The following is a 26,931-nucleotide window of genomic DNA, read 5'->3' on the forward strand; positions in this document are numbered from 1 at the left end:
GGGAGAGAGAAGACACATGCCCAAGGGTGTTCCCGAGAACGTTCCGAACGACGGCCTCACCACACGTCAACGACGCAACGCTCCCGTGCTCGCGGTCCACACCGGACCGGGCAAGGGGAAGTCGACAGCCGCGTTCGGCATGGCGCTGCGTGCCTGGAATCAGGGATTCGACGTCGGGGTGTTCCAGTTCGTCAAGAGCGCCAAGTGGAAGGTGGGGGAGGAAGCAGCCTTCCGCGCCCTCGGCCGGCTGCACGAGGACACCGGTGTCGGTGGGGCGGTGCAGTGGCACAAGATGGGCGAGGGCTGGTCGTGGACGCGCAAGCACGGCAGCGAGGAAGACCACGCCGCCGCGGCCGCCGAGGGATGGCGCGAGATCGCCCGCCGGCTGGGAGCCGAGGAACACCGGTTCTACGTGCTGGACGAGTTCACGTATCCCCTGAAGTGGGGGTGGGTGGATGTCGACGAGGTGGTCGAGGTCCTGCAGAACCGGCCCGGCAACCAGCACGTGGTGATCACGGGCCGCGACGCCCCGCAGGCGCTGATCGACGCGGCGGATCTCGTGACGGAAATGACCAAGATCAAGCATCCGATGGACGCCGGCCGGAAGGGCCAGCGGGGCATCGAGTGGTGACCACGCTCCCCGCGGCGCCCGCAGTAGTTATCGCCGCCCCCGCGTCGGGTAGCGGAAAGACCACCGTCGCAACCGGTCTGGTGGGAGCGCTGCGTGAGTCGGGCTGCGGGGTGGCACCGTTCAAGGTCGGCCCCGACTACATCGACCCCGGATACCACGGGCTCGCGGCCGGACGGCCGGGACGCAATCTCGACCCGGTCATGGTGGGCGCGCAGCGGATCGCCCCGCTGTACCGGCACGGCAGTTCGGGGTGCGACCTCGCGGTCGTCGAGGGCGTCATGGGCCTGTTCGACGGCAAGATCGACGCCGCGTCGCAGGAGCCGTCGGCCGAGGGATCGACGGCACAGGTGGCGGCTCTGCTCGGCGCCCCGGTCGTGCTCGTGGTCGACGCCCGCGGGCACAGTCAGAGCCTGGCCGCGGTCCTGCACGGCTTCTCCACCTACGACACCGGGGTCCGCATCGGCGGGGTGATCCTCAACCGGGTGGGAAGTCCGCGGCACGAACAGGTACTGCGGCAGGCATGCGAGCGCGTCGGACTTCCCGTGCTCGGCGCCGTGCCGCGGATGGCCGAACTGGAGGTCCCGTCCCGTCACCTCGGGCTGATCCCGGCGGCGGAGCACGGAGCCGACGCGGTCGACGCCGTCGACGCGATGACCCGATTGGCCGCCCGCCACCTCGACCTGCCCGCCATCCGCGCGCTCGCGGCCTCGGCGGTCGACGGGCCGGTGTGGGACCCCGCCGCCGAGGTCGGGCCGATTCCGCCCGGTCCGCGCCCGACCGTGGCGATCGCCGGTGGCCGGGCGTTCACGTTCGGGTACGCCGAACACCGCGAACTCCTGGGTGCCGCCGGTGCGGACGTCATCACGTTCGACCCCCTGCACGACGCGTTGCCGTCCGGCACGAGCGGCGTGGTGCTGCCCGGTGGTTTCCCCGAGGAGCACGCCGTCGGTCTCGCGGAGAACTCCGCGCTCCTGACGCAGATATGCGCACTCGCGACAGCGGGGGCGCCGATTCATGCGGAGTGCGCCGGTCTGCTCTACCTCGCCCGAAGCCTCGACGGGCACGCGATGGCCTCCGTGGTCGGGGTCGACGCCTCGTTCGGGTCCCGTCTCACGCTCGGGTACCGCGAGGCGGTGGCGGTCACGGACTCCACACTCTTCGCGGCAGGTGAGCGGGTGGTCGGCCACGAGTTCCATCGCACGTCGCTCGCCGCGGCCGAGGCGGACGGCTTCGCGCCGGCCTGGGGCTGGCGGCCCTGGGACGGCGCCCCTGCGCGTGAGGGTTTCGTGCGCGGCGGCGTGCACGCGTCGTACCTGCACACGCACCCCGCGGGTCACCCGGAGGCGATCACCCGTTTCGTGGCCGCAGCCCGGACCTTCGCCGCGCATGGGTGACGTCAGCGTCGGCGTCGGGTTCCGTGCGGCAGCGGGCAGCGCGGACATCCTGGCCGCCGTCCGGCACGTGCTGACGTCCACGAACCTGGGTCCGGACGCGACACTGGACTGCCTGTGCACCCTCGACCGCAAGGCCGCGGATCCGGCTGTCCACGATGCGGCAGCGGCGTTGGGTGTCCCCGTCCGCGGATTCGCCGCGGGGGAACTGGCCGCCGTCGAGGTGGCGAACCCGTCGGACCGGGTGCACTCGGCGACGGGATCGCCGAGCGTCGCGGAAGCGGCGGCGGTGCTCGGCGCGGGCGGAGGGCCCCTGATCATGACCAAGTGGTCCGCGAATGGCGTCGTCGTCGCGGCAGCCCGTAAAGTTTCGTAGGTTCGAGACGAGACGTGCAGGATTTTCTGGAGAAACGGGGAGAGCGCGTGACTGCTGCCACCGGAGACGAGACCAACTACCTGGTCGGACTCAATTTGGCCGATCGTCGTGTGGTCGTGGTCGGTGGCGGAACAGTGGCACAGCGCAGGCTCGGGCTCCTGATCGCATCGGGGGCGCGGGTGCACCTGATCAGCCGCGCGGTCACGCCGGCGGTCGAGGGGATGGCCACCGCGGGACAGATCACAGTAGACCTTCGCGAATACCGGGACGGCGACCTCGCCGACGCCTGGTACGCCATTGCGTGCACGGACGAACCGGACACCAACGCGGCGATCGTCGCCGAGGCGGAGCGGAATCGTGTGTTCTGCGTCCGCGCCGACAACGCCCGCTTCGGCACCGCCGTCACTCCGGCGAGCGCGAGCTACGACGGGATGAGCATCGGCGTGCTGGCCGGCGGCGACCACCGCCGGTCCGCCGCAGTGCGCACCGCCCTCGTCGAGGGCCTGCAATCCGGTGTGGTCGCCGACACCGCCGAGTCACCGGCGGCCGGTGTCGCATTGGTGGGCGGCGGTCCGGGGGACCCCGATCTCATCACCGTGCGCGGCCGGCGACTGCTGGCCCGGGCCGACGTGGTGGTTGCAGACCGCCTCGCCCCGCCGGAACTGCTCGCCGAACTGGGCTCCGACGTCGAGGTCATCGACGCCGCGAAGATTCCCTACGGCCGTGCGATGGCGCAGGAGGCGATCAATGCCGCCCTCATCGAGGGCGCGAAGGCCGGAAAGTTCGTGGTGCGGCTCAAGGGCGGCGACCCGTACGTGTTCGGGCGCGGCTACGAGGAACTCGAGGCGTGCGCCGCGGCGGGCGTGCCCGTCACGGTCGTCCCCGGAATCACCAGTGCCATCTCGGTGCCGTCGGCCGCCGGCATCCCGGTCACTCACCGGGGCGTCACCCACGAGTTCGTCGTCGTCAGCGGTCACGTCGCCCCCGACCATCCGGATTCCCTCGTCGACTGGTCGGCGCTGGCCCGGTTGAAGGGCACGATCGTGCTGCTGATGGCCGTCGAGCGCATCGAGGCGTTCGCGACGGTCCTGATGGAGGGCGGACGTCCGGTGGACACCCCGGTCACGGTCATCCAGGAGGGCACGCTTCGCACGCAGCGCACCGTGCGCGCCGATCTCCAGACCGTCGCCGCCCGGGTGAAGGAAGAGCAGATCCGGCCGCCCGCCATCGTGGTCATCGGGCCCGTGGCCGGGTTTTCTGTGGACGCTGGGTAACGTGAACCCTCGTGTCTGAATCCCGAGTGCCCGAAGGCGCATCCGCGTCGAACAAGTCTGCGGCGAGAGCCACGGTGAATCCGCCCGCCGCCACCCGTGTGATGGGGCTTGCGATCATCGTGCTGAGCGGGCTGCAGATGATGGTGGTCCTCGACGGCACCGTCGCCAACCTGGCGCTCGCGCCGCTGCAAGCCGATCTCGGTCTCAGCGACAGCGGCCGCAACTGGGTGCTGACGTCCTACGCGCTGGCGTTCGGTGGCCTCATGCTCCTCGGCGGCCGGCTCGGCGACGCGTTCGGCCGGAAGAAGATGTTCGTCGGCGGTGTCGCCCTGTTCACCGTCGCCTCGCTGCTGTGCGGTCTCGCGGTGGGCGAGTTCATGCTGATCGCCGCCCGGTTCCTGCAGGGTGTCGGCGCCGCGGTGGCGTCCCCGACGGCGCTGGCCCTGGTCGCGACCACGTTCGCGGCCGGACCTGCGCGTAACCAGGCCATCGCGATCTTCGCGGCCATGACGGGCATCGGATCGATCGCGGGCTTGATCATCGGCGGCGCGCTCACCGAGGTGTCGTGGCGACTGATCTTCCTCATCAACGTGCCCATCGGTGTCGTCATCGTGGGGTGCGCGTTCGTGGCATTGAAGGAGACCGCGGGCGAGCGCCTGGCCCTCGACGTTCCCGGGGCGGTTCTCGCCACGGTCGCGGCGACGGGCGTCGTATTCGCGCTGACCGAGGGTCCGGAACTCGGCTGGGGGAGTCCCTACGTGATCGGGGCGCTCGTCGCCGGACTGCTGCTGTTCTGCGCGTTCCTGTACGTCGAACGGACCGCCGACAACCCGCTGCTGCCATTCTCCCTGTTCCGCGACAAGAATCGGGTGGCGACGCTCGTCGCGATCTTCTTCGCCGGTGCCGTCATGTTCACCGTCGCCGCCTTCGTCGCGTTGTTCGTGCAGGACATTCTCGGTTACAGCCCCCTCGAGGCGGGCCTCGCGTTCATCCCGTTCGCGTTCGGCCTCGGCGGCGCGGCCGCGGTGGCGTCCAAGCTCGCTGTGCGGATCCAGCCCCGGTGGCTCGTGGTCGCCGGCGCGGCGATCATGGTGGTAGGGCTGCTCTACGGCTCGACCCTCGACAGTTCCGCCACCTACCTCGGCAACCTGTTCGTGCCGGTCATCGGGATCGGATTCGGTGTCGGACTTGCCGTCGTCCCGCTCCCGCTGTGCGCCATCGCCGGAGTGTCGGAGACGGAGATCGGTCCGCTCGCCGCCATCGCCCAGGTGGCGCAAACCCTCGGCGGACCCCTCGCCCTGGCCGTCATCGGGGCGATGGCCACCTCACGCACGTTGTCCCTCGGCGGCATCTCCGGCAAGGTCGCCGACATGAATCCGACGCAACTCGAGGCGCTCGGCAACGGGTACACCTTCGCCCTCGTCGGCAGCGCAGGCTGCGCCCTCATCGCGGGACTGGCCGCGATGTTCATCCGCTTCACCCCGCAACAGGTCGCGCAGGCGCAGGCCGCCGAGAAGGCCGCGCAACAGGCGTGAACGCGGTCCGGTCCGGTTTCGGCCCGGTTGTCGGACGCCGTCTATAGCATCCGGTCATGGATTACAAAATCGAGCTGATCATCCTGCCGGTGTCCGACGTGGACCGGGCCAAGACGTTCTACGCCGACCAGGTCGGCTTCGTCGTCGACCACGACCACCGCGTGAACGAGAACGTGCGTTTCGTCCAGCTCACACCGCCCGGGTCAGCGTGCTCGATCGCCGTCGGTGAGGGCCTGGTCGACACCCCGCCCGGCTCGGTGCACGGGTTGCAGATCGTCATCGACGACGCCGATGCCGCCCACGCCGAGCTGTCGGCCCGCGGCGTTCCCGTCAGCGAGGTGCAGGACCTGGCGTGGGGGCGCTTCGTGTACTTCGCCGATCCCGACGGCAACGAGTGGGCGCTGCAGCAGCTTCCGCCCCGCAGCTGACCGGCGGCCGGTAGCAGAAATCGGCCTACCCGAGCGCGACGAGCGGAGCATGATGATCCTGTGGTCACGCCCTCCCGCTCGTCCGTCACGGGGGCAGCCGCGGCGGTCCTGCTCCTGGCTTCCTGCGTAGCCGGGGGTTCGGCTGCCGCCGCGCCTGCGCCCGACGCACCGGATCCTCGCGTCGGCCCGCTGTTCCTGGCCGGCACACCGCTCCACGTCTGCACCGGATCGGTTCTGGACAGCGCGGACGGCGACCTCGTGCTCACTGCCGCTCACTGCATCGCAGGGTCCGGCGGTGCGCTGTCGTTCGCACCCGGATTCGATCGTGGCGTGTCCCCGTTCGGACTGTGGACGGTGTCCCAGATCTACGTCGACCCCGCCTGGCTGGAGTCGCAGGACCCGCATCACGACTACGCCGTTCTCCGGGTGGCCCCGAGCGGAACCACTGTGCCGGCGTCCGTCGAATCGGTGGTCGGTGGGGGATTCGAGTTGGCGTCCGCGCCCGAACCCGCGACAACCGTGGCCGTGACCGGCTATCCGACCCTCGGTGACGGTCCGGTGTCGTGCACCGCCGCGACCACGTCGACGGACAGCTACCCCACGGTGGTCTGCGACGGGCTGGGCGAGGGAACGAGCGGCGGCCCGTGGATCACGGGTTCGCGGGTCGTCGCCCTCGTCGGCGGCCTCGACCACGGCGGGTGCACCGACTCGGTGTCCTACTCGCCGACGTTCGGTTCCGGAACGATCGCCCTGCTGGACCGCGCGGAGCGTCGCGGTGCCGGCGACTCGACACCGTTCGCCCTCGCCGGCGCCTGCACCCGATCCTGACCGACCGTGTCAGCGTGGGGCAGGCCGGTACCGGCGGACGGGCCTGCCCGCGCCCCCGTATTCGAGCCGGACCTCCAGCAGACCCTCGGACAGGTAGTGCTCGAGGTAACGGCGCACGCTGACCCGGGACAGTCCGGCGAGTTCGGCGCATTCGGTCGACGACAGCTCGCCCTTCGACCGCAGGATGTCGAGCACCAGGCGCCCGGTTTCGGCGCTGAGCCCCTTGGGGAGCCGGCTCGGTTCCGGATTCTTGCCCTTGCCCCCGAACAGGGAGTCGATCAGGGATTGGTCTGCGCCGGACTGTGATTCGAGGGCGCGGGCCCGGCGGCGGAAGTTCTCGAGTTTTTCCTGCAGCTGCGTGTAGTCGAACGGTTTGACCAGATAATCGGAGGCGCCGCCGTGTAGTGCGCGGCTGACGGTGTCGATTTCCCTGGCGGCGGTGATCATGATGACGCCGACCGCGTTGCCCTCCGCGCGCAGTCGTTGCAGGACGTCGAGGCCGGACATGTCCGGCAGGTACACGTCGAGGAGCACGAGGTCGGGGTGTGCGGTGCGCACCGATTCGAGGGCCTCGGCGGCGGTACGCGCCACCCCGACGGTGGTGAACCCCGGTGTCTTGTCGACGAATCGGCGGTGGATCTCCGCGACCATGAAGTCGTCGTCGACGACCAGGACCTCATACATCGCCACGCCGTCCCGTCATGATCGGAGAGTCTAGCTACGCGGAACGTGGACGGTGAACAAGGCACCACCGGTGCCGGGTGCGTCCGAGACGGCCGCGGACCCGCCGTGCTGGGAGCTGACGAGACGGACCAGGGCGAGCCCGATTCCGCGGCCACCGGGTGTGCCCGGCTTTGACGTGACACCGCGCGAGAAGATCTCCTCCCGCATCGTCTCGGGAACGCCGGGGCCGGAATCGGCGACCTCGATGAGAATGCCGTCGTCGTCGGTGATCCGGATCGAGATCCGCGCGTCCCGGCCGCCCTCGGACACGTCGACGGCGTTGTCGATGAGGTTGCCGAGGACGGTGATCACGTCGGTGGCGAGCTCGGGGTCGAGGGCGTGCAGGTGCGAGTCGGGTTCCAATGTCAGCGACACCCCGGTCTCGGCGGCGAGCGACGTCTTCGCGATCAGCAGTGCGGCGACGGCCGGATCCGAGATGCGTTGCGTGACAGCGTCACTGATCTCCGCTCGACGGCGGGTGAGGGTGCCGACGAATTCGGTGACGGCGTCGTAGTCGCCGAGCTGCGTCAGCCCCGAGATCGTGTGCAGCTGGTTGGCGAACTCGTGCGTCTGCGCGCGCAGGGTGTCGGTGACACTCTTGTGCGAAGACAGCTGGCTCTGCATGGACGCCAGTTCGGTGCTGTCGCGCATCGTGGTGACGGTGCCGATCTTGTGCCCCTGGCTGGTGGCTGCTCGCCGGCTCAGCGCGAGCATGCGCGACGACGTCGACAGCACCACGTCGCGGCCGTCCTCCCCGTTGAGGAGGTACTGCCGGACGGCGGGGTCGAGCGCGACGTCGTCGACGTGTCGGCCGACGGCGTCGTCGGTGAGGTCGAGAAGTTCCTGGGCGCTGTCGTTGAGCACGGTGATCACCCCGTCGGGGTTCACCGCGACCACACCCTCGCGAATGCTGTGCAACAGGGCCTCGCGATGGTCGGCAAGGCTTGCGATCTCGGCGATCTCGAGTCCACGGGTGTGGGTCTTGATCCGGCGGGACAGCAGCCACGAGCCGAGAAGCCCGAGACCGGCACCGATTCCGAGATACAGGAGCAGGCGCGCCCCGGCGCTGCTGAGCAGATCCCAGACCGACGGGTAGTCGTCGCTGACGGAGACGACCGCGAGGACGTCCCCGGTCGCGGACAGGATCGGAACGTGTCCGACGATGGCGCGGCGTCCGTCGACGTCGACGTCGCCCGACCAGGCCCGCCCGGTCATCACATCGCTGGCGCCGAGTTCCGCGGGCACCCCGAGCCGCGTCGGATCGGACGACACGGTCACCGCCCCGTTCGGCGCGACGATCTCGGCGAGTGTGGCGCCCGACAGGTTGACGGCGCGATCGACCTCGGGCGCCAGCACGCGCTCGACCGAGCGGTCCGACAGCTGGTCGCGCACCACCGGCGTCGACGCCACGTTCTCGGCGACCGCGATCATGCGCTGCCCCTGGAGGTCACGGAACTCCACGGTCGACTGGTGCACCGACACGGCGGCCACCGCGAGCAGCACGACGCCGACGACGACGAGCTGGAGGAGCAGGACCTGGCCCGCAAGGCTACGCACGCGGGGATGAAGTGGTGACCACAATGAACTTAAGTTCCGTTTCGTTCGCATAGGTGACGTGCATCACCCCTGAGGTTCAGTATTGCGTGAGATTACATTCATGGCGAAATGAGGAACGATGTCGAGAACAGGTAGCGGGAGCAGGGTACGCGCGCTGCTCCTGCTCGCGCTCGTAGGCCTCCTCGTGGCCGGCTGCGGGGTCACCCGCGGCGAGGACGAGGGCCTGCACAGGGTGCGGATGATGGTTCCGAACAGTCCAGGCGGCGGCTACGACCTCACGGCGCGGACTGCGGTGAAGATCATGGAAGACGAGGGCATCACCGGACGCGTCGAGGTCTTCAACGTGATCGGCGCAGGTGGAACGGTCGCGATGGCCAGGCTGATGAACGAGGCCGGCAACGACGACCTCATGATGATGATGGGCCTGGGCGTCGTCGGCGCCGGCTACACCAACGGATCCACCGCACGCGTGTCCGAGGCCACCGCGCTTGCCAAGGTGGTCGAGGAGCCGGAGGGCATCCTCGTGCCCGCGGATTCACCGTTGCAGACCATCGACGACTTCGTGGCCGCATGGCGCGCCGACCCGGCGTCGATCACCATCGGCGGCGGTTCCTCGCCCGGCGGGCCGGATCACCTGTTCCCGATGGAGACGGCGCGCGCGGTCGGAGTGGACCCGAACGCGGTGAACTACGTGTCCTACGACGGCGGTGGCGACCTGCTGACAGCACTTCTCGGCCAGAAGATCACCGCGGGCACGTCGGGACTCGGCGAGTACGTCGACCAGATCGAGGCAGGCCAGGTCCGGGTCCTCGCGGTGTCGGGGAACGAGCGGGTCGAGGGTATCGACGCGCCGACACTTACGGAGGCCGGGGTGGACCTCACCTTCACCAACTGGCGGGGAATCCTGGCGCCGCCCGGACTGTCCGACGGTGCCAAGGCCGACATGGTCGAGGCGCTCGAAAAGTTGCACGGCACACCGGAATGGAAGGAGGCCCTGGTGAAGAACGGTTGGAGTGACGCCTTCACGACGGGACCGGAGTTCGAGCAGTTCCTCCGGGACCAGGACGAGCGGGTCTCGTCCACCCTGGCCGAATTGGGGCTGACATGACCGCGCCCGCAGAACCGTCCGCCGTTTCCACGGACACGGCGCCGGCGCCGAAGCGTAGGGACTACGCACAGTTCATCGTCTGCGCGGTGATGGCCGTGATCGGGGTGTTCCTCATCATCGACGCACTGTCGCTCAGCGACGGCTTCGCGAAGGTCGACCCGGTGGGTCCGCGACTGTTCCCGCTCGTCATCGGTGGGGGATTGCTGGTCTTCGCCGTGGTGCTCGCCGTCGCGATCGTGAGGGGCTCGACCGGGGAAGCCGACAGCGGCGAAGACGTCGATCCGGAATCCCCGGGTGACTGGAAGACGGTGGGCCTGCTCGTCGGGTTGTTCGTGGTGACCATCGCGCTCGTCGACTTCCTGGGCTGGGCGATCATCGGCACCATCCTGTTCGCCGGGGCCGCAACCATTCTGGGCAGCCGGCACTGGGTGCGGAACATCGCCATCGGGGCCGTGCTCGGATTCGGCAGCTTCTACGTGTTCTACGTCGGGCTCGGAATACCGCTGCCCGCAGGCATTCTGGACGGAATTCTCTGACATGGACAATCTGAACTGGCTGCTGCAGGGGTTCGAGCAAGCAGCCACCCCCATGAATCTGCTCTACGCGTGCATCGGCGTCCTTCTCGGCACGGCGGTCGGCGTCCTCCCGGGCATCGGACCGGCCATGACCGTGGCACTCCTGCTTCCCGTCACCTACAACGTCAGCCCGAGCGCAGCGTTCATCATGTTCGCCGGCATCTACTACGGCGGCATGTACGGCGGGTCGACGACGTCGATCCTGCTGAACACGCCGGGGGAGTCGTCGTCGGTGATCACGGCGATCGAGGGCAACAAGATGGCGAAAGCCGGCAGGGCCGCGCAGGCCCTGGCGACCGCCGCGATCGGGTCGTTCGTCGCCGGGTCGATAGGCACGATGCTCCTGGTGCTGTTCGCGCCCATGGTGTCGAGTTTCGCGGTCACCCTTGGCGCCCCGTCCTACCTCGCTATCATGCTGCTCGCCCTCGTGGCCGTCACGGCCGTCCTCGGAACCTCGAAGCTCCGCGGATGCATCTCCCTGCTGCTCGGTCTCGCGATCGGGTTGGTCGGCATCGACTTCCTCACCGGCCAGCCGCGTGCCACGTTCGGCATCCCGCAGCTGTCCGACGGGATCGACATCGTCGTCGTCGCGGTCGCGGTGTTCGCACTCGGTGAGGCCCTCTGGGTGGCCGCTCACCTCCGCCGCAAGCCGGCCGAGGTCATTCCCGTCGGCAGGCCGTGGATGGGCAAGAGCGACTGGAAGCGTTCGTGGAAGCCGTGGTTGCGGGGCACCGCCTACGGGTTCCCGTTCGGCGCACTTCCCGCAGGCGGTGCCGAACTGCCCACCTTCCTCTCCTACATCACCGAGAAGAAGCTGTCGAAGCACAAGGACGAATTCGGCAAGGGCGCCATCGAAGGTGTCGCCGGTCCCGAGGCCGCTAACAACGCGTCCGCGGCGGGCACACTCGTGCCGATGCTGTCGCTGGGCCTGCCGACCAACGCCACGGCCGCGGTCATGCTGACGGCATTCGTGTCATACGGAATCCAGCCGGGACCGACACTGTTCGAGAAGGAGCCGCTGCTGATCTGGACGCTGATCGCGAGCCTGTTCATCGGCAACTTCCTGCTCCTGGTGCTCAACCTTCCGCTCGCACCGCTGTGGGCGAAGCTGCTCCGCACGCCGCGCCCCTACCTCTACGCCGGCATCCTGTTCTTCGCCGCGCTGGGCGCGTTCGCCGTCAACCTCCAGTGGCTCGACCTCGCACTGCTGCTGACGTTCGGGCTGATGGGTCTGATGATGCGGAGGTTCGGGCTGCCGGTGCTGCCGTTGATCATCGGCGTCATCCTCGGACCGCGCATCGAACGGCAACTGCGGCAGAGTCTGCAGCTCGGTGGCGGCGACTGGGGCAGTTTGTTCACCGAGCCCGTCGCGATCATCGTCTATATCGTGATCGCAGTGCTCCTCATCGCCCCCCTCGTCGTCAAGGTCGTCCGCGCGCACTACCCCGTCGCGGCACCCGATTTCCCCGACGGACCGGCCGGTGGCGACTCCACCGACACCAGAGAGAAGGCACACGCATGATCGTCGTCGGATACACCCCCGACCAGTTCGGAGCGGCGGCCCTCGAACACGGCGTCGCGGAGGCGCAGCTGCGCGGTACGTCGCTGCTCGTGATCAACACGTCGAAGGGCGACTCCCTCGCCGACCAGTCGTTCGCCGACAACGCTCACCTGGAGGAACTCGAAGGCAAGCTGGCCGCGAGCGGGGTCTCCCACGAGGTCCGGCAGATCGTGGGAGACGAGACCGTCGACGTGATTCTCGAGGCCATGACGGCGCCCAGCGCGGAACTGCTCGTGATCGGCATCCGCGACCGCACCCCGGTCGGGAAGCTCCTGATGGGCAGCACCGCCCAGCGCCTGCTGCTGTCCTGCCGCAAACCGGTCCTGGCAGTCAAGCCCGAATAAAGCCCCTGTGAGTACTTATTAACCGCCGGCGGTTAATAAGTACTCACAGGTCAGTCGGTGAGGATGATCAGCTCGCGGTCCGACGCCACCTCGACGCGCAGGCCCGCCTTCGACGCCACCCGCGCCACCCCGCGCACGTCCTGGGGTTCGGCGCGGGAGACGGTGAGCGCGCGCGCCAGCAGACCCTTGTGGTGTTTGTTGAAATGACTGACGACGGTGCGGGTGCCGTCCGGCTTCTCGGTGAGGACGGTGGCGATCACGGCCTCGGGGATCGGTCCGAGTTGCTGGTACGTCCCCGACCGCAGGTCGACGACGAGGCCGTCCGATTCCGCGGCGATCGCCCGGCTCAGTTCCGGTTTCCACAACGCGCGGAGAGTGCCCAGCCCCGGGATCTTGGATCCGCCCGACAATCGGTAGGCGGGGATCAGGTCACCCGCGCGCACAGCACCGAACAGCGCGGACCCCATTGCCAGCCGCGACAGCGCCTTGGACTTCTGCGCCGTGGTGAACGACTTCGCGTCGAGCGCGTCGAACAGCACACCGGTGTAGCGCTCGAGTGCGGGCCGGGTGGGGGAGACCCATAGTTTGGCGTTGCGCTCGATCTCGTCGGCCTGGGTGGGGCCGAGGCCGAGCGCGAGCTGCGACGCCTCCCCGTCTGCCGCCAGCGCGACCAGCGCCTGGACCAGCACTTCGCGGGTTTCGGTGAGCTGCGGCATCGACAGCTCGGCCAGGTCGAGGGGCGCGTCGGCGCCGCCGTCGGACTTGGTTTCGGAGGGAGGAATTAGCACCAGCACGCACGAAACCCTACCGACGCGCCCGTCCCCGTCCCAGCCGACTATTCTGGTATCCCGTGATTACCCGCCTGTCCCACCTGTTCCTCCGCACTCTGCGCGACGACCCCGCCGACGCCGAGGTCCCCAGCCACAAGCTGCTGGTCCGCGCCGGTTATGTGCGTCGCATCGCGCCCGGCGTCTACTCGTGGTTGCCGCTGGGTCTGCGCGTGCTGCGTGAGGTCGAGCGGGTGGTGCGGGAAGAGATGAACGGCATCGGTGCCCAGGAGATCTCCCTGCCCGCGCTCCTGCCGCGCGAACCGTACGAGGCGTCCAACCGCTGGACCGAGTACGGCGACGGACTGTTCCGGCTGAAGGACCGCAAGGGCGGCGACTACCTGCTCGGCCCCACCCACGAGGAACTGTTCGCGCTCACCGTCAAGGGCGAGTACAACTCGTACAAGGATTTCCCGGTCACCCTGTACCAGGTGCAGACCAAGTACCGCGACGAGGAGCGCCCGCGGGCAGGCATTCTCCGCGGCCGCGAGTTCGTCATGAAGGACTCGTACTCCTTCGACCTCACCGACGAGGGACTCACCGAGTCGTACCGGGCGCATCGCGACGCCTACGAGCGGATCTTCAGCCGGCTCGGCGTCAAGTACGTGATCGTGTCGGCGACGTCCGGTGCGATGGGCGGCAGCGCATCGGAGGAGTTCCTCGCGGAGAGCGAGATCGGTGAGGACACCTACGTCCGCTGCCTCGAGTCGGGTTACGCCGCCAACGTCGAGGCCGTGAAGACCCTGGCTCCCGAGCCGGTGCCGTTCGACGGACTGCCCGCCGCGAAGGTGTACGACACCCCGGACACCCCCACGATCGCGACGCTCGTCGAGTGGGCCAACGGCGCCGACCTGGGCAGGACTGTTACCGCCGCGGACACGCTGAAGAACATCCTCGTCAAGACCCGGCAGCCCGGTGGCAAGTGGGAACTGCTCGGCATCGGCGTTCCTGGCGACCGTGAGGTGGACGACAAGCGTCTCGGCGCCTCCCTCGAGCCCGCGGAGTTCGAACTGCTCACCGAGGCCGACTTCGCGGCCAACCCCTTCCTGGTCAAGGGATACGTCGGACCGAAGGCGCTGCAGGCCAACGGAGTTCGCTACCTCGTCGACCCCCGAATCGTGGACGGCACCAGCTGGATCACCGGAGCCGATGAGAAGGGCAAGCACGTGGTGGGGCTCGTCGCGGGCCGCGACTTCACCCCGGACGGCACCATCGAGGCCGCTGAGGTCCGCGACGGCGACCCGTCCCCTGACGGAGCCGGTGCGCTCGTCGCGGCCCGGGGCATCGAGATCGGTCACGTCTTCCAGCTCGGCCGCAAGTACACCGACGTGTTCTCCGTGGACGTGCTCGGCGAGAACGGCAAGCCCGTCCGCCCGACGATGGGCTCCTACGGCGTGGGCGTCTCCCGCCTCGTCGCCGTGATCGCGGAACAGCACCACGACGAGAAGGGCCTCCGCTGGCCGGCCGAGGTGTCGCCCGCCGACGTGCACGTGGTGATCGCCAACAAGGACGAGACCGCCCGGGAAGGCGCCGAGGGACTCGCCGCCGAGCTCGACAAGGCCGGTCTCGAGGTGATCCTCGACGATCGCAAGGCGTCGCCCGGCGTGAAGTTCAAGGACTCCGAACTGCTCGGTGTCCCGCTCGTCGTGGTCGTCGGCCGCGGCTGGGGCGAGGGCAAGGTGGAGGTCCGCGACCGCTTCACCGGCGAGAGCCGCGAGGTTGCCGCCGAGTCCGCGCTGAGCGAGATCGTCGAGACCGTCAGGGGCTGATCAAACCGCCCCACGCCTTTCGTCCGGACTGTTAGCTTGGCCTGACACGTCCGGACGAAAGGCCTGCTGTGACGAATTCCCTGCTGTTCGATCCGACCTCCTACGATCCCGAGCATTTCGATCCGGAGACGCGCAGACTGCTGCGGGCGCTGATCGAGTGGTTCGAGTCGCGGGGCAAGAAGCGGCTGCTCGAGGACGATCTCGAGGCCGTATGGCCCGACGACTTCCTGGAGTTCGTGAAACGGGAGAAGCTGTTCGCGAAGTTCCTCACCCCCGCCGACCTGGCGGGCGGCGATCCGGACAAGCGCTGGGATGCCGCACGCAACGCCGCCCTCAGTGAGATCTTCGGTTTCTACGGTCTCGCGTACTGGTACGCGTGGCAGGTGACCATCCTGGGTCTCGGCCCCATCTGGATGAGCGGGAACCGCGCCGCGAAGGAACGGGCAGCGACGCTCCTCGACGACGGCGGGGTGCTGGCGTTCGGTCTGTCGGAGAAAGAGCACGGCGCGGACGTCTACTCGACGGACATGCTGCTGACCCCCGCCGACAACGACCCGGATCTGGCGTTCACCGCGAGCGGCGACAAGTACTACATCGGCAACGGCAACGTCGCGGGCATGGTGTCGGTGTTCGGCAGGCGCACCGATGTGGAGGGCAGCGACGGGTACGTCTTCTTCGTCGCGGACAGCCGCCACCCGGCCTACCACCTGCAGGGCAATGTGGTGCACGGCCAGATGTACGTCAGCACGTTCCGGCTCGAGGGCTACCCGGTGCGGGAAGAGGACATTCTCCACACGGGGGTGGCCGCGTTCGAGGCGGCGCTCAACACGGTCAACGTCGGCAAGTTCAACTTGTGCACAGGATCCATCGGGATCTCCGAGCACGCGTTCTACGAGTCGATCACCCACGCGCACAACAGGATTCTGTACGGCAACCCCGTCACCGACTTCGCGCACGTGCGCGGAAACTTCGTCGACGCCTACAGCCGGCTGATCGCGATGAAGCTGTTCAGCGCACGCTCCGTCGACTACTTCCGCAGCGCGAGTCTCGACGATCGCCGGTACCTGCTGTTCAACCCGATGACGAAGGCGAAGGTCACCTCCGAAGGAGAGAAGGTGATCGCGCTGCTGCACGACGTGATCGCGGCGAAGGGCTACGAGAAGAACACCTACTTCCGCGAGGCCGCCCAGCTGATCGGCACTCTGCCGAAGCTCGAGGGCACCGTGCACGTCAACGTCGGCCTGATCCTCAAGTTCATGCCGAACTACCTGCTCAACCCGGCGGAGCACCCGGAGATCGGCACCCGGCTCGACGCCGCCGACGATGCGTTCTTCTGGGCCCAGGGCCCGACCCGCGGTGCCGGCAAGATTCAGTTCCACGACTGGACGAAGACCTACGAGGCGCACTCGGCCGTCCCCAACGTGGCTCGCTTCCACGAGCAGGCGACCGCGCTGAGGGAACTGCTCACCACCGCCCCGCCCGACGCGGCCCAGCAGAAGGATCTCGACTTCCTGCTCGACCTCGGGCACTTGTTCTCGCTCGTGGTCTACGGGCACCTGATTCTCGAGCAGGCCGCGATCACCGGCGTCGACCGCGATCTGATCGACCAGATCTTCGATTTCCAGATCCGCGATTTCTCCGGTTATGCCGTTGCGCTGCACGGCAAATCGTCTGCCACCGAGGCGCAGCAGAAGTGGGCGCTCGGCGCGATACGCCGCCCGGTGGTCGACGCGGAGCGGTTCTCGCGGGTGTGGGCGCAGGTGGAGAACTACGACGGCGCCTACGAAATGCGGCCGTAGACACGGCACTACGGGGGTGGGGTGGCGTCATCCCTCGGGGTGCCGGTTGCGCCCCCTGGGGTACCTGGTCGGGTGGGTCCGATCGGCGCATTCTTATGTGGCAAGCAAAACCACACCCCCACAGAAAGATCCACACATGACACACACCCTCAAGCGCACCCTTTCCGCTCTCGCCATCGCGGGCTTCGCCCTCACTGCCGGAGCAGGAATCGCCTCGGCCGACCCCGCTGGTGGAGCCGGCGGTGCTGGGGCTCCGGGTAGTTCGCAGGGCGGCGCCGGCGGCGCAGGCGGTAGTGCCAACGGCGGCTCCGCAAATGGCAACGTCGACAACTCCGGCGGCGTCATCATCGGTGGCGCAGCGGTCGGAGACGGTGCAACGGTCAACACGAACGTCGGCAACGGCGGCAACGCCAACGGCGGCAACGCCAACGGCGGCAACGGTGGAAACGGTGGTCCTGCCACCGGTGGTGCGGGTGGCGCCGGCGGCGCGGGCGCCGGGGACAGCACAGAAAACTGCTCGTTCATCTTCTGCATCTGACCGCGTCGTGACTGCGCGATCTTCCTGAAGTTCGAGGGGCCGCCACCCGCGGGTGCCGGCCCCTCGGCGTCAGTACTGCCCACGCCGCCTCCCCGGCACCACACACTGTGAAAGGTTCTTTCATGTCGATGTCCTTCGACTTCACCACTGCTCTGACGCGCACGGGTGCCACCGTCGCCGCCGCATTCTTCGTCCTCGCCGCAGGCGCCGGCATCGCGTCGGCGGCACCCGACGCCCCCGCCGACGACCCGTCCGTGAGCAACCTCGCGCCCGGACAGAACCCTCAGGGCGGCACCGTGACGATCGGCGGAGCGGCTGTCGGCACCGTGATCGCGATCGACGGCATCAACGCCGGTCCGGACGGAGCGAGCGTCGGCGGCTACGACTTCGGCGGCGGCCAGGGGCAACCCTGGGGGTGACGGGATTCGCACCCCAGGGTGCCTGGTCGCGTCGGTCCGTGCACCGCATTCTGAAGTGGCAGCGGAGAATACCCTCCAGTCGCGAGCGGCCCGGACCGGTCGGTACGTCGCGGCGAGGACCCCGGAACCGGACCTCACAAGGCGAAGATTCCAGGGTCCTCCCGAACTGGCACTCTCGGGTGTCGAGTGCTAAATTAGCGATGCACAGTGAATCTGGCTGCCCGTCGGGGTGGCGGGCGCCTCGAGTGATGCAGGAGGTGTGTTGCTGTGCTTCGCTTCGATCCTTTCAATGACCTCGAATCCATGACCAAGAGTCTCCTCGGCACGGAATCCGGAACCGCGCGGGTCCCACGATTCATGCCGATGGATCTGTACAAGGTCGACGACCACTACGTCCTGCACGCCGACCTGCCGGGCGTCGATCCCGGTTCCGTCGACGTCAGTGTCGACAACGGCACGCTCACCTTGACGGCTCATCGCACCGCGCCGTCCGAGGAAAACGTGCAATGGATCGCCTCCGAGCGGTTCAGCGGAACGTTCCGGCGCCAGCTGTCGCTCGGCGACGGCGTCGACCCCGACCGCATTTCGGCGTCCTACGAGAACGGTGTCCTGAGCGTGACAATCCCGCTCGCCGAACGGGCGAAGCCGCGGCGGATCGAGGTCTCCAGCCTCGGAACCGGTGAGCATCGCACGATCGAGGCGGGTCCCGCGAGCGAGACGACCTGACGCTGCGGCGGGAACATCTGCTGTGCGGAAGCCCCCTCGCCGAGGGGGCTTCGGCGTGCCCGCGTCCACCCACCCCAGGGGTGGAAAGCACAACACCTCCGGGTGCACCGGCCACCACTGGGGGTCCTGGTCGGGTCGGACCGTGCGCGGCACAGTAGAGGACAAGCAAGAACGTAACGCTTTACCAGCCGCGAGCGAAGAAACCGAGGAGGCCATCATGACGAACACCCCGGTTGCACACGAGCACGAGGGCCGTCGCCTCACGGTTCGGACCGACGACGGGATCGCGCTGGCGGTTCGCGAGTTCGGTTCGCCCGACGCAGCCACCACCGTGGTGTTCGTTCACGGTCACTGCCTGCGCACCGAATCCTGGTGGGCACTGCGTGAACAGCTGGTTCGTTTCTGGCGCAACGATGTTCGTATGGTCTTCTACGATCACCGCGGACACGGAGAGTCGGGGGAGGCGCCGGCCGCCACCTACACGATCGATCAGCTCGGCCGCGACCTCGGCTCCGTGCTCGACGCCGTCGCACCGCATGGTCCGGTCGTCCTCATCGGGCACTCGATGGGCGGGATGACCGCGCTGTCGTACACGCGGCAGAACCCGCACACGATCGGTTCGCGGATCGTCGGCATGGCCCTGATCTCCACTGCGGCGTTCGATCTCGCCGAGGCCGGTCTCGGTCGTCACCTGCGTAGCCCCGCGGTGTCGCTGTTCCGCACCGCGGTGCGCCGGGCACCCCGGGTCGTGCACGGATCGAAGCGAGTGGGACGCACCGTCTGCACGGCGATTGCCCGCGCGGCGAGCGCCCGCAACCGGGCCGTCGATCCGAGGCTTGCCGCTCTGGTCTCGGCCATGGTCAACACGACGTCCGTCGTCACCATGTCGAGTTTCCTCGAATCCCTGCTCGGGTTCGACGAGCGGCACTCCCTGGCCGCACTCGCTCACATTCCGTCGCTGATTCTGTGCGGCTCGGTGGACATGCTCACCCCGTTCCAGCATTCGGTCGCCATGGCCTCGAAGCTCCCCGCTTCGGAACTCGTGAGCGTCGACGGAGCCGGGCACTCGGTAATCCTCGAGCGCGCCGCCGACGTCGCCCTCGCGATCATCGGCCTCGTCGAGCGCATCGCGCACGGTGAGACCGCCGCTTTCGACCGCGAACTGATGGCCGTCGGCTGATCAGAGATCGCGCTCGTTGATGATGCCGCTGCGCATGGCCCGTTCGGCCAGGCTGACCCGCTTCTGATTCTGCGGGAGATCGCCGACGCCGAATTTCGCGAACAACGCCCGGAGATGAGTCTTGATCGCGTCGACACTGAGAAACAGTTCCTGGGCGATCTGCTGATTCGACGCGGGATTCGCGAATGCGGCGCCGTGCTTGTACGGCCGGCACAGCGCCGTGAGGACCGCGCGCTGGGTGTCGGTGAGGGACCGGACCTCGGGCATGTCGGTTCCCATCCGGGTGGCCTCGTCGAGAGAACCGCCGAATTCCAGGTACCGGATCTTCGTCCCGCCGATGCGGATGCTGTCGCCCTGGCGGAGCCGTCGACGCCCCGCCAGCCGTTCGCCGTTGACGAACGTGCCGTTGCGGGAGAGCCCGTCGTCGAGGATGGTCCAGTGCGAGCCGACGCATTCGAGGACGGCATGGAGCCGCGAGACCTCGTCGTCCTCGGTGAGGAGCAGATCGGAACCGGGCGACCGTCCGATCGTGACGCGCGCGGAAGCGGGGGAGAGGTCCACGGTGTGGTGGTGACCCTCCCGGTCGGAATAGCTCAGTCGAGACTCAACGGCTCGGTCCACGGCGACGCCCCTTCCGCACGCTTCCATCGTGCCCCGCCCTGTGTCCGATGAGCAAGATCAAGAGCGGAAATCCCCGATCTCGGATGCGTTCTCGGAGCCCGCGGCGTCCAGGGCGTTGCCGAACGCGCACACGGCGAGCTCCTCGAGCGCCGGATCCTGCCCGGCGTGCTCGGGTACCTGCATGGCGAGCAGGGTGTTGAGCAGCATTCCGTTGGCGATGAAGGTGCGGGCCTGTTCGGGGCTGCACCCGGTGCGCGTTCGGATCTGCGTGTAGAGCCGGGACATCCAGTCGCGGGCCAGCGCGCCGATCTCCGGGTTCGCGCCGGACGTGAAGCCGTGCATCATCACGAGCAGGAGGTCGCGGTCCTCGAGCAGTTCGGTGTACGCGATGCCCATCGGGAGCCACGACTCGTCGTTCTCGGGGTCCGCGGCGACATCGTCGAAGTGCGGCTCGAAGGTGTCCATGATCCGACGCATCGCGCGGTCGAAGACGTCGGCGAACAGCCGTGACTTCGAACCGAACATGCGCACCACGTAGGGCTGGGACACCCCGGCCTCGCGTGCGACGGCGTCGGTGCTGGTGCCGTGATAGCCGTCCCTGGCGAATGCGCGGGAGGCCGCGGCCAGTACGAGTTCGCGACGTTCGGTCGCGCTCATGCGGGTCTGTTTCACGGGCGATGCCATGTTGACATGTTATCAGTCGATTACTAGTCTTCGAAATAAGTAATCATCTGATGCTTACAACTTCTTCTTCCCGTGCTCACGACCCGGATGCGAGGACCCGTCATGACGACAGTCTCCGAACGCCTGGAACACGAATCGGCGGCGCCTCCCCCCGGGTGGGGCCGCGGCCGGCGGGTGCCGGTATGGCTGGCGATCGTCGCCGCCTCGATACCGATGTTCATGGCCACACTCGACAATCTGGTGATGACCAGCGCCCTCCCGGTGATCCAGCGCGACCTCGGCGCGTCGGTGGGGCAGTTGCAGTGGTTCATGAACGCCTACACGCTCGCCTTCGCGACGTTGATGCTGACGCTGTCCGCGCTGGGCGACCGCCTCGGCCGTCGCCGTGTATTTCTGTGGGGCATAGTGCTCTTCGCGCTGGCGTCGATCGCGTCGGCCCTGTCGACCACCTCCGAGATGCTGATCGCCGCGCGCGCCGTCCAGGGCGTCGGCGCGGCAGCGATCATGCCGCTCTCCCTCACCCTCCTCGCCGGTGCCGTGCCGCTCGCCAAACGCGCGCTCGCCATCGGGATCTGGGGCGGCGTCTCCGGACTGGGCGTTGCCCTCGGCCCCGTGGTCGGCGGCGCCGTCGTCGACGGGGTGTCGTGGCAGGCCGTGTTCTGGATCAACGTCCCCGTCGCAGCGGTCGCGATCCCGTTGGCGCTCTACGCGCTCGGCGAGTCGAAGGGAAAGCGGCAGCCGCTGGATCCGCTCGGCGTCGTCCTGGCCGGAGCCGCCGTGTTCCTCGGAGTCTGGGGCATCGTGCACGGCAACGACGAGGGCTGGACCAGCGCCACGGTGCTCGGTGCTCTCGTCGCATCGGCGGTGCTGCTCGCGGCGTTCGTAGTGCGCGAGTTGCGCACCCCCTTCCCCGTGATGCCGCTGCGGCTGTTCCGGTCCCGGCAGTTCTCCCTGGCCAACGTGATCGGGCTGACGTTCACGCTGGGAATGATGGGCGCCGTCTTCCTCCTGTCGCAGTACCTCCAGATCGTCATGGGGTACTCACCGTTCGAGGCCGGCCTGCGGACCCTGCCGTGGACGGCCGCACCTATGCTGGTGGCGCCGATCGCAGGCCTGCTCGCGCCGCGGCTGGGAGTCCGGACCCTCCTCGTCACCGGACTGGTCCTGCAGGGGTTGTCGCTGCTCTGGATGGCGTCGCTCATCGTCCCCGGCGCCACGTACGGCAGCATGATTCCGGCGTTCGTGATGGCGGGCGCAGGGATGGGTTTGACGTTCGCCCCCAACGCGACCGCCGTCCTCGCCGACATGCCCGAGGCCGACCACGGCACAGCCAGTTCGACCAACGCAACGCTCCGTGAGATCGGCGTCGCGCTGGGGATCGCGCTCCTGACCGCGGTGTTCCTCGGTGCGGGCGGCAGTCTGACGCCGACGGGATACATCGACGCCCTCGCGCCCGCCCTGTACGTGGGAGCCGGATTCGTGGCGGTCGCGGTCGTCGCCGCCGCCCTCATGCCGGGACGATCGAAGGCGGTCCTGGCGTCGACGTGACCCTGCCGGAATGCGGGCGGGCCCGGACCGTGAGGTCCGGGCCCGCATCAGTTCCAGGGCAGGGAGGAACGCATCGGCGAGTTCGCCGGGAACGGCGTACTCGCCGCACCTGCGTGACCTGGCGGGCGTCCCACGCCGGAAATCCGACGTCACCGCCCCGACGAGCTGGGTCACACCCATACTCGACCGCGAGTACCGGGGCGGTGTGTTCGCCGAAGCCGATCAGCGACTCGGTGAGCCGAATCGGCCGATCGGCCGAAGGGCTTCGTCACCGCTAGACCCACGGCACGGGTGCATTCGACCACACCGTCCAGGTCCCGAATCCGTGCGATGGGCGCGATCGACGGGCTGTCCTCGCCGAAACCCGCAGTGACGACAACAGCGCGTGGACGTTGCCGATCGCGTCGCGGCTCGTGAACTTGATCGTGGACAGCTCTTCCTGGGACCTTTCGGGTCCGCTGTCCCACAGCTCGAGTGAGACCGAGGCCTGCACGTGATCAGTTAGAGGCTGTGTGCGAGAACATCGTGCAGTTTGCGGGCGATCGCGAGGCGCTCCCTGCTGGCGCATCGACACTGCTCGTCCAGGGCGCTGCATTCCGCCGCCTCGGCACGTTGCCGGCGGGCGTCGAGTGTCCCGCGCATCTGCCGGATGATCGCGGCGGCGGGGAGGGAGCATCAGCCAGGCCGCGATACCCGTGAGGACGCACAGCGACGGCGACTCGGCAGACTGCGCAGCCGGCACGGTGAAGACGATCCGGACGTAGCCGATCGCAAGGACCGGGTAGGTGCGCCATCGGGACCCGGCAGTCATGGCGCAGAGAAGCGCGACCACGAGCGAGAGGAACACCGGACCGTACCTGTAACCCCGGGCTACGTAGAGCATCGTGACGGCCAGCACGACGAGCAAGACCGTGACGGGAAGCCGGCGCCGTGTGCGTCGCTCGCGGCGGGTCGGCCGTCGATGTGCTTGCGGGCGAACAGAAGTGGTTGCTCCACAGGTTTTCGCATTTGCGTCCGGGGAACGCTTGCCGTAGACGGCGGGTGGACACGCCTGTGAGGCTGTTGACCAACGCGCAGAGTTGCACTGTGGGTGGATCAGTAGGTGCACGTGATGGTTTCGCCATCGTATTCAGTAAGAGTTGCCCCCGGGACTTGTCGGACCCCTCTGTCATGCTCTATTCACACATCGGGTCGGTGAAGGCTAGTCGGCTGGGGGAGGCGGTGGGTGCGAGGTGAAACGGATTGTGGTGGTCAAGCTCGTACCCACTGCTGATCAGTTTGCGGCGCTGGAGTCGACGATGGTGTTGTGCAATGAGGTTGCCAACGAGGTTGCCGGGGTGGCTCAGTCGAGGAGACTGCGGTCGCGGCGGGCGTTGCAGGTCGCGCTGTATCCGATGGTGAAGACGCGGGGGCTGTCGGCGGAGCCGGCGTTGCATGTTCTGCGGGAAGTTGGCGACGCGTACGCCACCCGGCAGGCGAACCTGACCAACGGAAACTACGGTCGGCCGGGGTCGAGGGGGAAACGGACCTCGTCTACCGCGACGGGCACTTCTGCCTGTACGCCACCGTCGACGAACCCGCACCGGAACCGGCCCCGCCGCCGGACACCGCCGAAGGCTGGGTGGGTGTGGATCTGGGGATCGTGAACCTCGCCGTCACCACCGACGACGATCCCGCAGCCCTCGACGTGCGGTGGTCCGCCGGGGCGGTGACGGCGGTCGCGGCCGTCCTGGACCCCGTGTCGGTGGTGACGGACGTCCTGCCCGGCACCGCCGCGGGCTCGCTCGCCGGATCGCGCCGCGACTTCGGCGGTGACACCACCCCCGGCGTCCTGAACATCCTCGACGACGGCACGTCGGTGCTTCTCCTGGCCGGGTACGTCGCCGCGTTCACGCTGGGAACGGTCTGGCTCGTCCGCCGGCGCGACGTGAACTGACCGCGCGAGGCGGCAGCTCAGAACAGGGGGCCGCCGCCGAACGGTTCCCGGTGCGACGGCGGGGTCCGGCCCTGCGTGTCGGTGATGCCGTATTCGACGGCCAGCTCCGCCGTGACGAAGGTGTGGCCGCTGCGCTGCGGGAGGGTCGGGTCCGAGTGCAGGGCGCAGATCACCTCGCCGATGAACTCGGGGGACTCGGCGTCCGCGACGGGGAACCCGGCGATGGTCTCGAGGCCGCTGGCGACGATCATCTCCGTCCGCACAATTCCCGGCCACAGCGAGACCGCGCGCACGTCGTGCGGAGCCAGCTCCGCCGCCATGTCGCTGGCCATCTTGTCCAGCCCGGCCTTGGACATGCCGTACAACACCGAGTGCAGATGCCCGCGGGTCCCGAACGACGAGATGTTCGCGATCAACCCGGAGCGGCGGGGCACCATCAACCGCGCAGCCTCCACGGACGCGACGTAATGGGCGCGCAGTCCGACACCGATCAGCGAGTCCCAGTCGTCCAGTGGCCGCTCCCAGAACGGGGTGCTGAACCCGCCGAATCCCTCGGGGGCCGCCCACACGTTGTTGACCAGCAGGTCGAGTCGGCCGGCCTGCTCGTCCGCGATCCGGGCGAACAGGCTGTGAACGTCCTCGTCGTCGCGGTGATCGCAGGCCACCGCGATGCCGGTCCCACCGGCGCCGGTGACCGTTCGCGCCGACACCGACAGCGGGCCGTCCTCCGTCATCGGGCCGCGCCCGGTGACGTAGACGGTCCACCCGGCGGCTCCCAGCGCCGTCGCCACGCCCTTGCCGACGCCGCGGCTCCCCCCTGTGACCAGTGCTACCCCGGCGCTCACTGGACCACCACCGTGTCCTGGGTGAGCGGGCGGGTGATCGACCATCGAGTGGTGAAGTGGCATCGCGACATTCGCCAGTCGCCGTCCTCGAGGCGGTAGGCGTCGTCGTACTCGCCGGAGGACACGGTCTCCGTCCGCTTCAGCAGATCGACCTGGCGGAACTTCAGCGTCCACGCGCCCGACGCATCGGTGTCGCTGTGCAGCACGATGTCCGGATGGAAGCCGTGGTGCATGTCAAGGATCACGTGCTTGCCGTCGACTTCGTGGAGCGCGATCCTGCGGAAGATGTCCGTGAGCCGGTCGGCGTCGTCGAACCGGCCGAGTGGGCCGAAGTCGATCGACGCACCGGACGAGACGAAGCAGGCACGGAACGTGTCCGGATCCTTGCCGTCGCACGCTCGCCAGTAGCGGTACTTGAGCGCCTTGATCGCGTCGATCCGCTCCAGGTCCGCCAGACGCTGCTCCACCGAGCGCTCGTCCACGCCGCCGTCCTCCCGTTGCCGTTCACCGTGTCGGGAGAGACGCTAGGCCGGGAACGCACCGGGTGGGTGCAGAATCCCGGTGGGCGGGAACCTGCGCGTCGTCAGGGCTGGCCGGGGAACGGGTCGGTCACCGGATCGGTCCCGAGAGCCACGCGCCAGGTGGCTTCCCGGACGGCCGCCTCGGTCAGCGCGGTGACGCCGAGCGTGCGGGTGTCCTCGGTCTCACCGTGTTCGACGACCGCCCGCCACGCGACGGCGGTGTCGGCCTCGACCTGGGCCGCCAGCTGCGCGGCCGTGATCGGATCGGTGACCGGGAACGGCAGGGTGTAGCCCGCCTCGGCGGCCGGGGCCGTCAGTCCTGCCGCGGTCAGCGTGTCCAGGAGTCCGTCCCGGCGCGCCCGGTGGGCTGCGGCGGCGGTGGCCACCTGGGTGGCCCGGGTGGGATTCGAGAAGGCTGCGACCACTCCGTAGGCGAACACCGCGGAATGCTCGGCGGTCAGTGCGGCGGCGAGGCTCGTACCCTCGGCTTCGGTGGGTGTCGTCACGGCAGCACCACCGCCAGGTACGTTCCGCACGCGGCGCTGATCGAGGCGCACAGCCCCGCCCGGTGGGCGGTCAGCGCGCGCGCCGAATCGGCTGCGGTGCGCTGCGACTCGGCCAGGTCGGCGCGCAATTGATCGAGACCGGGCGGCGGCGCCGGTGCGGTCGGAGTCGGCGACGGGGGAGCGGACGTGGTCGGTGCTGTGCCGTCGGGGTAAGTTCCTGCAGCCCTGGCGATTTCGGCATCCAACGCGTCGGCGTGCGCGGTGCGCTGGGCGCGGACGAGTTCGAGTGCCGCGCCGCGATCCGGGAGCAGCGCGATCGTGGCCGCCGCACCGGCGGCGTCGCGACGAGCCAGACGCGACTGCGCGACGAGTGAATCGACCTCGGTGTCGGAGTCCGCGTCGTCGGCGCACCCCGCCAGCAGGGTGACGCTCGCGACGCCGAAGGCCGAGGCTGCTGCGAACCGGAGAGCGGTGCGCCGGGACACGGCCGGACCGGATGTCGGCGGGCGGGAGACGGTGGGCATGAGCACCGGTCCATGGTGCCAGGTCGGGCCGCGATCCCGGGAATCGAGCACCGGGGCTGGTCACGGGCGCCTCGAATCGGCGTTACTCTTAGATGCTCGAACCCGTTCCGGCGGGTTCGCGGTGCTGCGTGCGCGGCACGATGACCTGCCAGACCAC

The 26,931-nt window shown here is 68.6% G+C and carries 29 protein-coding genes; 19 read left to right on the forward strand and 10 right to left on the reverse strand.

The features are described from left to right. Nucleotides 1-16: 16 nt before the first annotated feature. The 7 genes from cobO (at nucleotide 17) to FND50_RS15565 (ending at nucleotide 6,463) form a co-directional block, all read left to right on the forward strand. Entirely contained in the window at nucleotides 17-631 is a 615-nt protein-coding gene (gene cobO, locus FND50_RS15535) for a cob(I)yrinic acid a,c-diamide adenosyltransferase (RefSeq protein WP_005259271.1), read from the forward strand. Then, entirely contained in the window at nucleotides 625-2,025 is a 1,401-nt protein-coding gene (locus FND50_RS15540) for a cobyrinate a,c-diamide synthase (protein WP_144286289.1), read from the forward strand. The genes cobO and FND50_RS15540 overlap by 7 nt, the downstream gene beginning before the upstream one ends. Further along, complete coding sequence (locus FND50_RS15545; protein WP_144286290.1) at nucleotides 2,018-2,398, forward strand: cobalamin biosynthesis protein; 381 nt, start codon at nucleotides 2,018-2,020, stop codon at nucleotides 2,396-2,398. Before FND50_RS15540 ends, FND50_RS15545 begins: the two co-directional genes overlap by 8 nt. Nucleotides 2,399-2,445: 47 nt before the next feature. After that, entirely contained in the window at nucleotides 2,446-3,672 is a 1,227-nt protein-coding gene (gene cobA, locus FND50_RS15550; protein ID WP_144286291.1) for a uroporphyrinogen-III C-methyltransferase, read from the forward strand. A 101-nt stretch (nucleotides 3,673-3,773) separates the two neighbouring features. Then, nucleotides 3,774-5,207, forward strand: a complete 1,434-nt coding sequence (locus tag FND50_RS15555; RefSeq protein WP_051055328.1) for an MFS transporter — start codon at nucleotides 3,774-3,776, stop codon at nucleotides 5,205-5,207. 56 nt (nucleotides 5,208-5,263) lie between these two features. Beyond that, nucleotides 5,264-5,635 (forward strand): glyoxalase superfamily protein, encoded by a 372-nt coding sequence (locus FND50_RS15560; protein WP_005259260.1) that lies wholly within the window; start codon nucleotides 5,264-5,266, stop codon nucleotides 5,633-5,635. A gap of 60 nt (nucleotides 5,636-5,695) precedes the next feature. Beyond that, entirely contained in the window at nucleotides 5,696-6,463 is a 768-nt protein-coding gene (locus FND50_RS15565) for a serine protease (RefSeq protein ID WP_144286292.1), read from the forward strand. A gap of 9 nt (nucleotides 6,464-6,472) precedes the next feature. Here the strand turns inward: FND50_RS15565 and FND50_RS15570 are convergent, their stop codons facing one another. Next, nucleotides 6,473-7,147: a response regulator gene (locus FND50_RS15570; RefSeq protein ID WP_025432363.1), complete on the reverse strand. Its 675-nt coding sequence runs from the start codon at nucleotides 7,145-7,147 to the stop codon at nucleotides 6,473-6,475. A gap of 30 nt (nucleotides 7,148-7,177) precedes the next feature. Continuing rightward, entirely contained in the window at nucleotides 7,178-8,794 is a 1,617-nt protein-coding gene (locus FND50_RS15575; protein ID WP_054248023.1) for an ATP-binding protein, read from the reverse strand. Nucleotides 8,795-8,861: 67 nt separating this feature from the next. On the opposite strand from FND50_RS15575, the gene FND50_RS15580 reads away from it, so the two are divergent. The 4 genes from FND50_RS15580 to FND50_RS15595 are packed head-to-tail and all read left to right on the forward strand — an operon-like array spanning nucleotide 8,862 to nucleotide 12,331. Next, nucleotides 8,862-9,851, forward strand: a complete 990-nt coding sequence (locus FND50_RS15580; protein ID WP_144286293.1) for a tripartite tricarboxylate transporter substrate binding protein — start codon at nucleotides 8,862-8,864, stop codon at nucleotides 9,849-9,851. Continuing rightward, on the forward strand, nucleotides 9,848-10,387 hold the full coding sequence (locus FND50_RS15585; protein WP_144286294.1) for a tripartite tricarboxylate transporter TctB family protein: 540 nt from the start codon (nucleotides 9,848-9,850) through the stop codon (nucleotides 10,385-10,387). The genes FND50_RS15580 and FND50_RS15585 overlap by 4 nt, the downstream gene beginning before the upstream one ends. A 1-nt stretch (nucleotide 10,388) precedes the next feature. Then, on the forward strand, nucleotides 10,389-11,948 hold the full coding sequence (locus FND50_RS15590; protein WP_144286295.1) for a tripartite tricarboxylate transporter permease: 1,560 nt from the start codon (nucleotides 10,389-10,391) through the stop codon (nucleotides 11,946-11,948). After that, nucleotides 11,945-12,331 (forward strand): universal stress protein, encoded by a 387-nt coding sequence (locus tag FND50_RS15595; RefSeq protein ID WP_144286296.1) that lies wholly within the window; start codon nucleotides 11,945-11,947, stop codon nucleotides 12,329-12,331. Before FND50_RS15590 ends, FND50_RS15595 begins: the two co-directional genes overlap by 4 nt. Before the next feature lie 50 nt (nucleotides 12,332-12,381). Here the strand turns inward: FND50_RS15595 and yaaA are convergent, their stop codons facing one another. Continuing rightward, nucleotides 12,382-13,125: a peroxide stress protein YaaA gene (yaaA, locus tag FND50_RS15600; RefSeq protein WP_144286297.1), complete on the reverse strand. Its 744-nt coding sequence runs from the start codon at nucleotides 13,123-13,125 to the stop codon at nucleotides 12,382-12,384. 56 nt (nucleotides 13,126-13,181) lie between these two features. Between yaaA and FND50_RS15605 the strand changes: the two genes are divergently transcribed. The 6 genes from FND50_RS15605 (at nucleotide 13,182) to FND50_RS15630 (ending at nucleotide 19,589) form a co-directional block, all read left to right on the forward strand. Continuing rightward, the gene (locus tag FND50_RS15605; protein ID WP_144286298.1) at nucleotides 13,182-14,927 is read left to right on the forward strand and encodes a proline--tRNA ligase; all 1,746 of its coding nucleotides are present in this window, start codon (nucleotides 13,182-13,184) and stop codon (nucleotides 14,925-14,927) included. 68 nt (nucleotides 14,928-14,995) lie between these two features. Continuing rightward, complete coding sequence (locus FND50_RS15610; RefSeq protein WP_144286299.1) at nucleotides 14,996-16,726, forward strand: acyl-CoA dehydrogenase family protein; 1,731 nt, start codon at nucleotides 14,996-14,998, stop codon at nucleotides 16,724-16,726. Between the two features lie 136 nt (nucleotides 16,727-16,862). Then, entirely contained in the window at nucleotides 16,863-17,264 is a 402-nt protein-coding gene (locus FND50_RS15615; protein WP_144286300.1) for a hypothetical protein, read from the forward strand. A 122-nt stretch (nucleotides 17,265-17,386) separates the two neighbouring features. Further along, nucleotides 17,387-17,683 (forward strand): hypothetical protein, encoded by a 297-nt coding sequence (locus tag FND50_RS15620; protein ID WP_005261398.1) that lies wholly within the window; start codon nucleotides 17,387-17,389, stop codon nucleotides 17,681-17,683. Between the two features lie 267 nt (nucleotides 17,684-17,950). Continuing rightward, nucleotides 17,951-18,409 (forward strand): Hsp20/alpha crystallin family protein, encoded by a 459-nt coding sequence (locus FND50_RS15625; RefSeq protein ID WP_144286301.1) that lies wholly within the window; start codon nucleotides 17,951-17,953, stop codon nucleotides 18,407-18,409. A 217-nt stretch (nucleotides 18,410-18,626) separates the two neighbouring features. After that, on the forward strand, nucleotides 18,627-19,589 hold the full coding sequence (locus FND50_RS15630) for an alpha/beta fold hydrolase (RefSeq protein WP_005261400.1): 963 nt from the start codon (nucleotides 18,627-18,629) through the stop codon (nucleotides 19,587-19,589). Here FND50_RS15630 and FND50_RS15635 read toward each other — a convergent pair whose 3' ends face one another. Both FND50_RS15635 and FND50_RS15640 read right to left on the reverse strand, forming a co-directional pair. Further along, entirely contained in the window at nucleotides 19,590-20,237 is a 648-nt protein-coding gene (locus FND50_RS15635) for an FHA domain-containing protein (protein ID WP_043943784.1), read from the reverse strand. 30 nt (nucleotides 20,238-20,267) lie between these two features. Next, nucleotides 20,268-20,894: a TetR/AcrR family transcriptional regulator gene (locus tag FND50_RS15640; RefSeq protein WP_065490564.1), complete on the reverse strand. Its 627-nt coding sequence runs from the start codon at nucleotides 20,892-20,894 to the stop codon at nucleotides 20,268-20,270. Between the two features lie 102 nt (nucleotides 20,895-20,996). Here FND50_RS15640 and FND50_RS15645 point away from each other — a divergent pair, with 102 nt between their 5' ends. Continuing rightward, nucleotides 20,997-22,442 carry a DHA2 family efflux MFS transporter permease subunit gene (locus FND50_RS15645; protein WP_144286302.1) on the forward strand — a complete coding sequence of 482 codons (1,446 nt, stop codon included), beginning with the start codon at nucleotides 20,997-20,999 and terminating at the stop codon, nucleotides 22,440-22,442. A gap of 501 nt (nucleotides 22,443-22,943) precedes the next feature. On the opposite strand, the gene FND50_RS15655 is transcribed toward FND50_RS15645, so the two are convergent. Next, the gene (locus tag FND50_RS15655) at nucleotides 22,944-23,084 is read right to left on the reverse strand and encodes a hypothetical protein (RefSeq protein ID WP_054248028.1); all 141 of its coding nucleotides are present in this window, start codon (nucleotides 23,082-23,084) and stop codon (nucleotides 22,944-22,946) included. Between the two features lie 985 nt (nucleotides 23,085-24,069). Here FND50_RS15655 and FND50_RS15670 point away from each other — a divergent pair. Next, entirely contained in the window at nucleotides 24,070-24,378 is a 309-nt protein-coding gene (locus FND50_RS15670) for a hypothetical protein (RefSeq protein ID WP_260850991.1), read from the forward strand. A gap of 17 nt (nucleotides 24,379-24,395) precedes the next feature. Here FND50_RS15670 and FND50_RS15675 read toward each other — a convergent pair whose 3' ends face one another. From FND50_RS15675 to FND50_RS15690, 4 genes are all read right to left on the reverse strand, one after another. Beyond that, nucleotides 24,396-25,223, reverse strand: coding sequence for an SDR family NAD(P)-dependent oxidoreductase (locus FND50_RS15675; RefSeq protein WP_144286303.1), 828 nt, complete (start codon nucleotides 25,221-25,223; stop codon nucleotides 24,396-24,398). Further along, nucleotides 25,220-25,705 carry a nuclear transport factor 2 family protein gene (locus FND50_RS15680; RefSeq protein ID WP_144286304.1) on the reverse strand — a complete coding sequence of 162 codons (486 nt, stop codon included), beginning with the start codon at nucleotides 25,703-25,705 and terminating at the stop codon, nucleotides 25,220-25,222. Before FND50_RS15680 ends, FND50_RS15675 begins: the two co-directional genes overlap by 4 nt. 101 nt (nucleotides 25,706-25,806) lie before the next feature. Next, nucleotides 25,807-26,250 (reverse strand): ferritin-like domain-containing protein, encoded by a 444-nt coding sequence (locus FND50_RS15685; RefSeq protein ID WP_144286305.1) that lies wholly within the window; start codon nucleotides 26,248-26,250, stop codon nucleotides 25,807-25,809. Then, nucleotides 26,247-26,774 (reverse strand): hypothetical protein, encoded by a 528-nt coding sequence (locus tag FND50_RS15690; protein ID WP_144289069.1) that lies wholly within the window; start codon nucleotides 26,772-26,774, stop codon nucleotides 26,247-26,249. The genes FND50_RS15685 and FND50_RS15690 overlap by 4 nt, the downstream gene beginning before the upstream one ends. Nucleotides 26,775-26,931: the final 157 nt, after the last annotated feature.

The sequence above is a fragment of the Rhodococcus sp. WB9 genome (assembly GCF_007558985.1).
Taxonomy (GTDB): Bacteria; Actinomycetota; Actinomycetes; order Mycobacteriales; family Mycobacteriaceae; genus Rhodococcus_F; species Rhodococcus_F opacus.

What these genes read in the sequence shown, in the direction of transcription:
- cobO (WP_005259271.1), top strand. Translation starts at nt 17, where the DNA reads ATGCCCAAGGGTGTTCCCGAGAACGTTCCGAACGACGGCCTCACCACA.
- FND50_RS15545 (WP_144286290.1), top strand. Translation starts at nt 2,018, where the DNA reads ATGGGTGACGTCAGCGTCGGCGTCGGGTTCCGTGCGGCAGCGGGCAGC.
- FND50_RS15555 (WP_051055328.1), top strand. Translation starts at nt 3,774, where the DNA reads ATGGGGCTTGCGATCATCGTGCTGAGCGGGCTGCAGATGATGGTGGTC.
- FND50_RS15560 (WP_005259260.1), top strand. Translation starts at nt 5,264, where the DNA reads ATGGATTACAAAATCGAGCTGATCATCCTGCCGGTGTCCGACGTGGAC.
- FND50_RS15570 (WP_025432363.1), bottom strand. Translation starts at nt 7,147, where the DNA reads ATGTATGAGGTCCTGGTCGTCGACGACGACTTCATGGTCGCGGAGATC.
- FND50_RS15575 (WP_054248023.1), bottom strand. Translation starts at nt 8,794, where the DNA reads ATGCGAACGAAACGGAACTTAAGTTCATTGTGGTCACCACTTCATCCC.
- FND50_RS15580 (WP_144286293.1), top strand. Translation starts at nt 8,862, where the DNA reads ATGTCGAGAACAGGTAGCGGGAGCAGGGTACGCGCGCTGCTCCTGCTC.
- FND50_RS15585 (WP_144286294.1), top strand. Translation starts at nt 9,848, where the DNA reads ATGACCGCGCCCGCAGAACCGTCCGCCGTTTCCACGGACACGGCGCCG.
- FND50_RS15590 (WP_144286295.1), top strand. Translation starts at nt 10,389, where the DNA reads ATGGACAATCTGAACTGGCTGCTGCAGGGGTTCGAGCAAGCAGCCACC.
- FND50_RS15595 (WP_144286296.1), top strand. Translation starts at nt 11,945, where the DNA reads ATGATCGTCGTCGGATACACCCCCGACCAGTTCGGAGCGGCGGCCCTC.
- FND50_RS15615 (WP_144286300.1), top strand. Translation starts at nt 16,863, where the DNA reads ATGACACACACCCTCAAGCGCACCCTTTCCGCTCTCGCCATCGCGGGC.
- FND50_RS15620 (WP_005261398.1), top strand. Translation starts at nt 17,387, where the DNA reads ATGTCGATGTCCTTCGACTTCACCACTGCTCTGACGCGCACGGGTGCC.
- FND50_RS15630 (WP_005261400.1), top strand. Translation starts at nt 18,627, where the DNA reads ATGACGAACACCCCGGTTGCACACGAGCACGAGGGCCGTCGCCTCACG.
- FND50_RS15635 (WP_043943784.1), bottom strand. Translation starts at nt 20,237, where the DNA reads ATGGAAGCGTGCGGAAGGGGCGTCGCCGTGGACCGAGCCGTTGAGTCT.
- FND50_RS15640 (WP_065490564.1), bottom strand. Translation starts at nt 20,894, where the DNA reads ATGGCATCGCCCGTGAAACAGACCCGCATGAGCGCGACCGAACGTCGC.
- FND50_RS15645 (WP_144286302.1), top strand. Translation starts at nt 20,997, where the DNA reads ATGACGACAGTCTCCGAACGCCTGGAACACGAATCGGCGGCGCCTCCC.
- FND50_RS15655 (WP_054248028.1), bottom strand. Translation starts at nt 23,084, where the DNA reads ATGCGCGGGACACTCGACGCCCGCCGGCAACGTGCCGAGGCGGCGGAA.
- FND50_RS15690 (WP_144289069.1), bottom strand. Translation starts at nt 26,774, where the DNA reads ATGCCCACCGTCTCCCGCCCGCCGACATCCGGTCCGGCCGTGTCCCGG.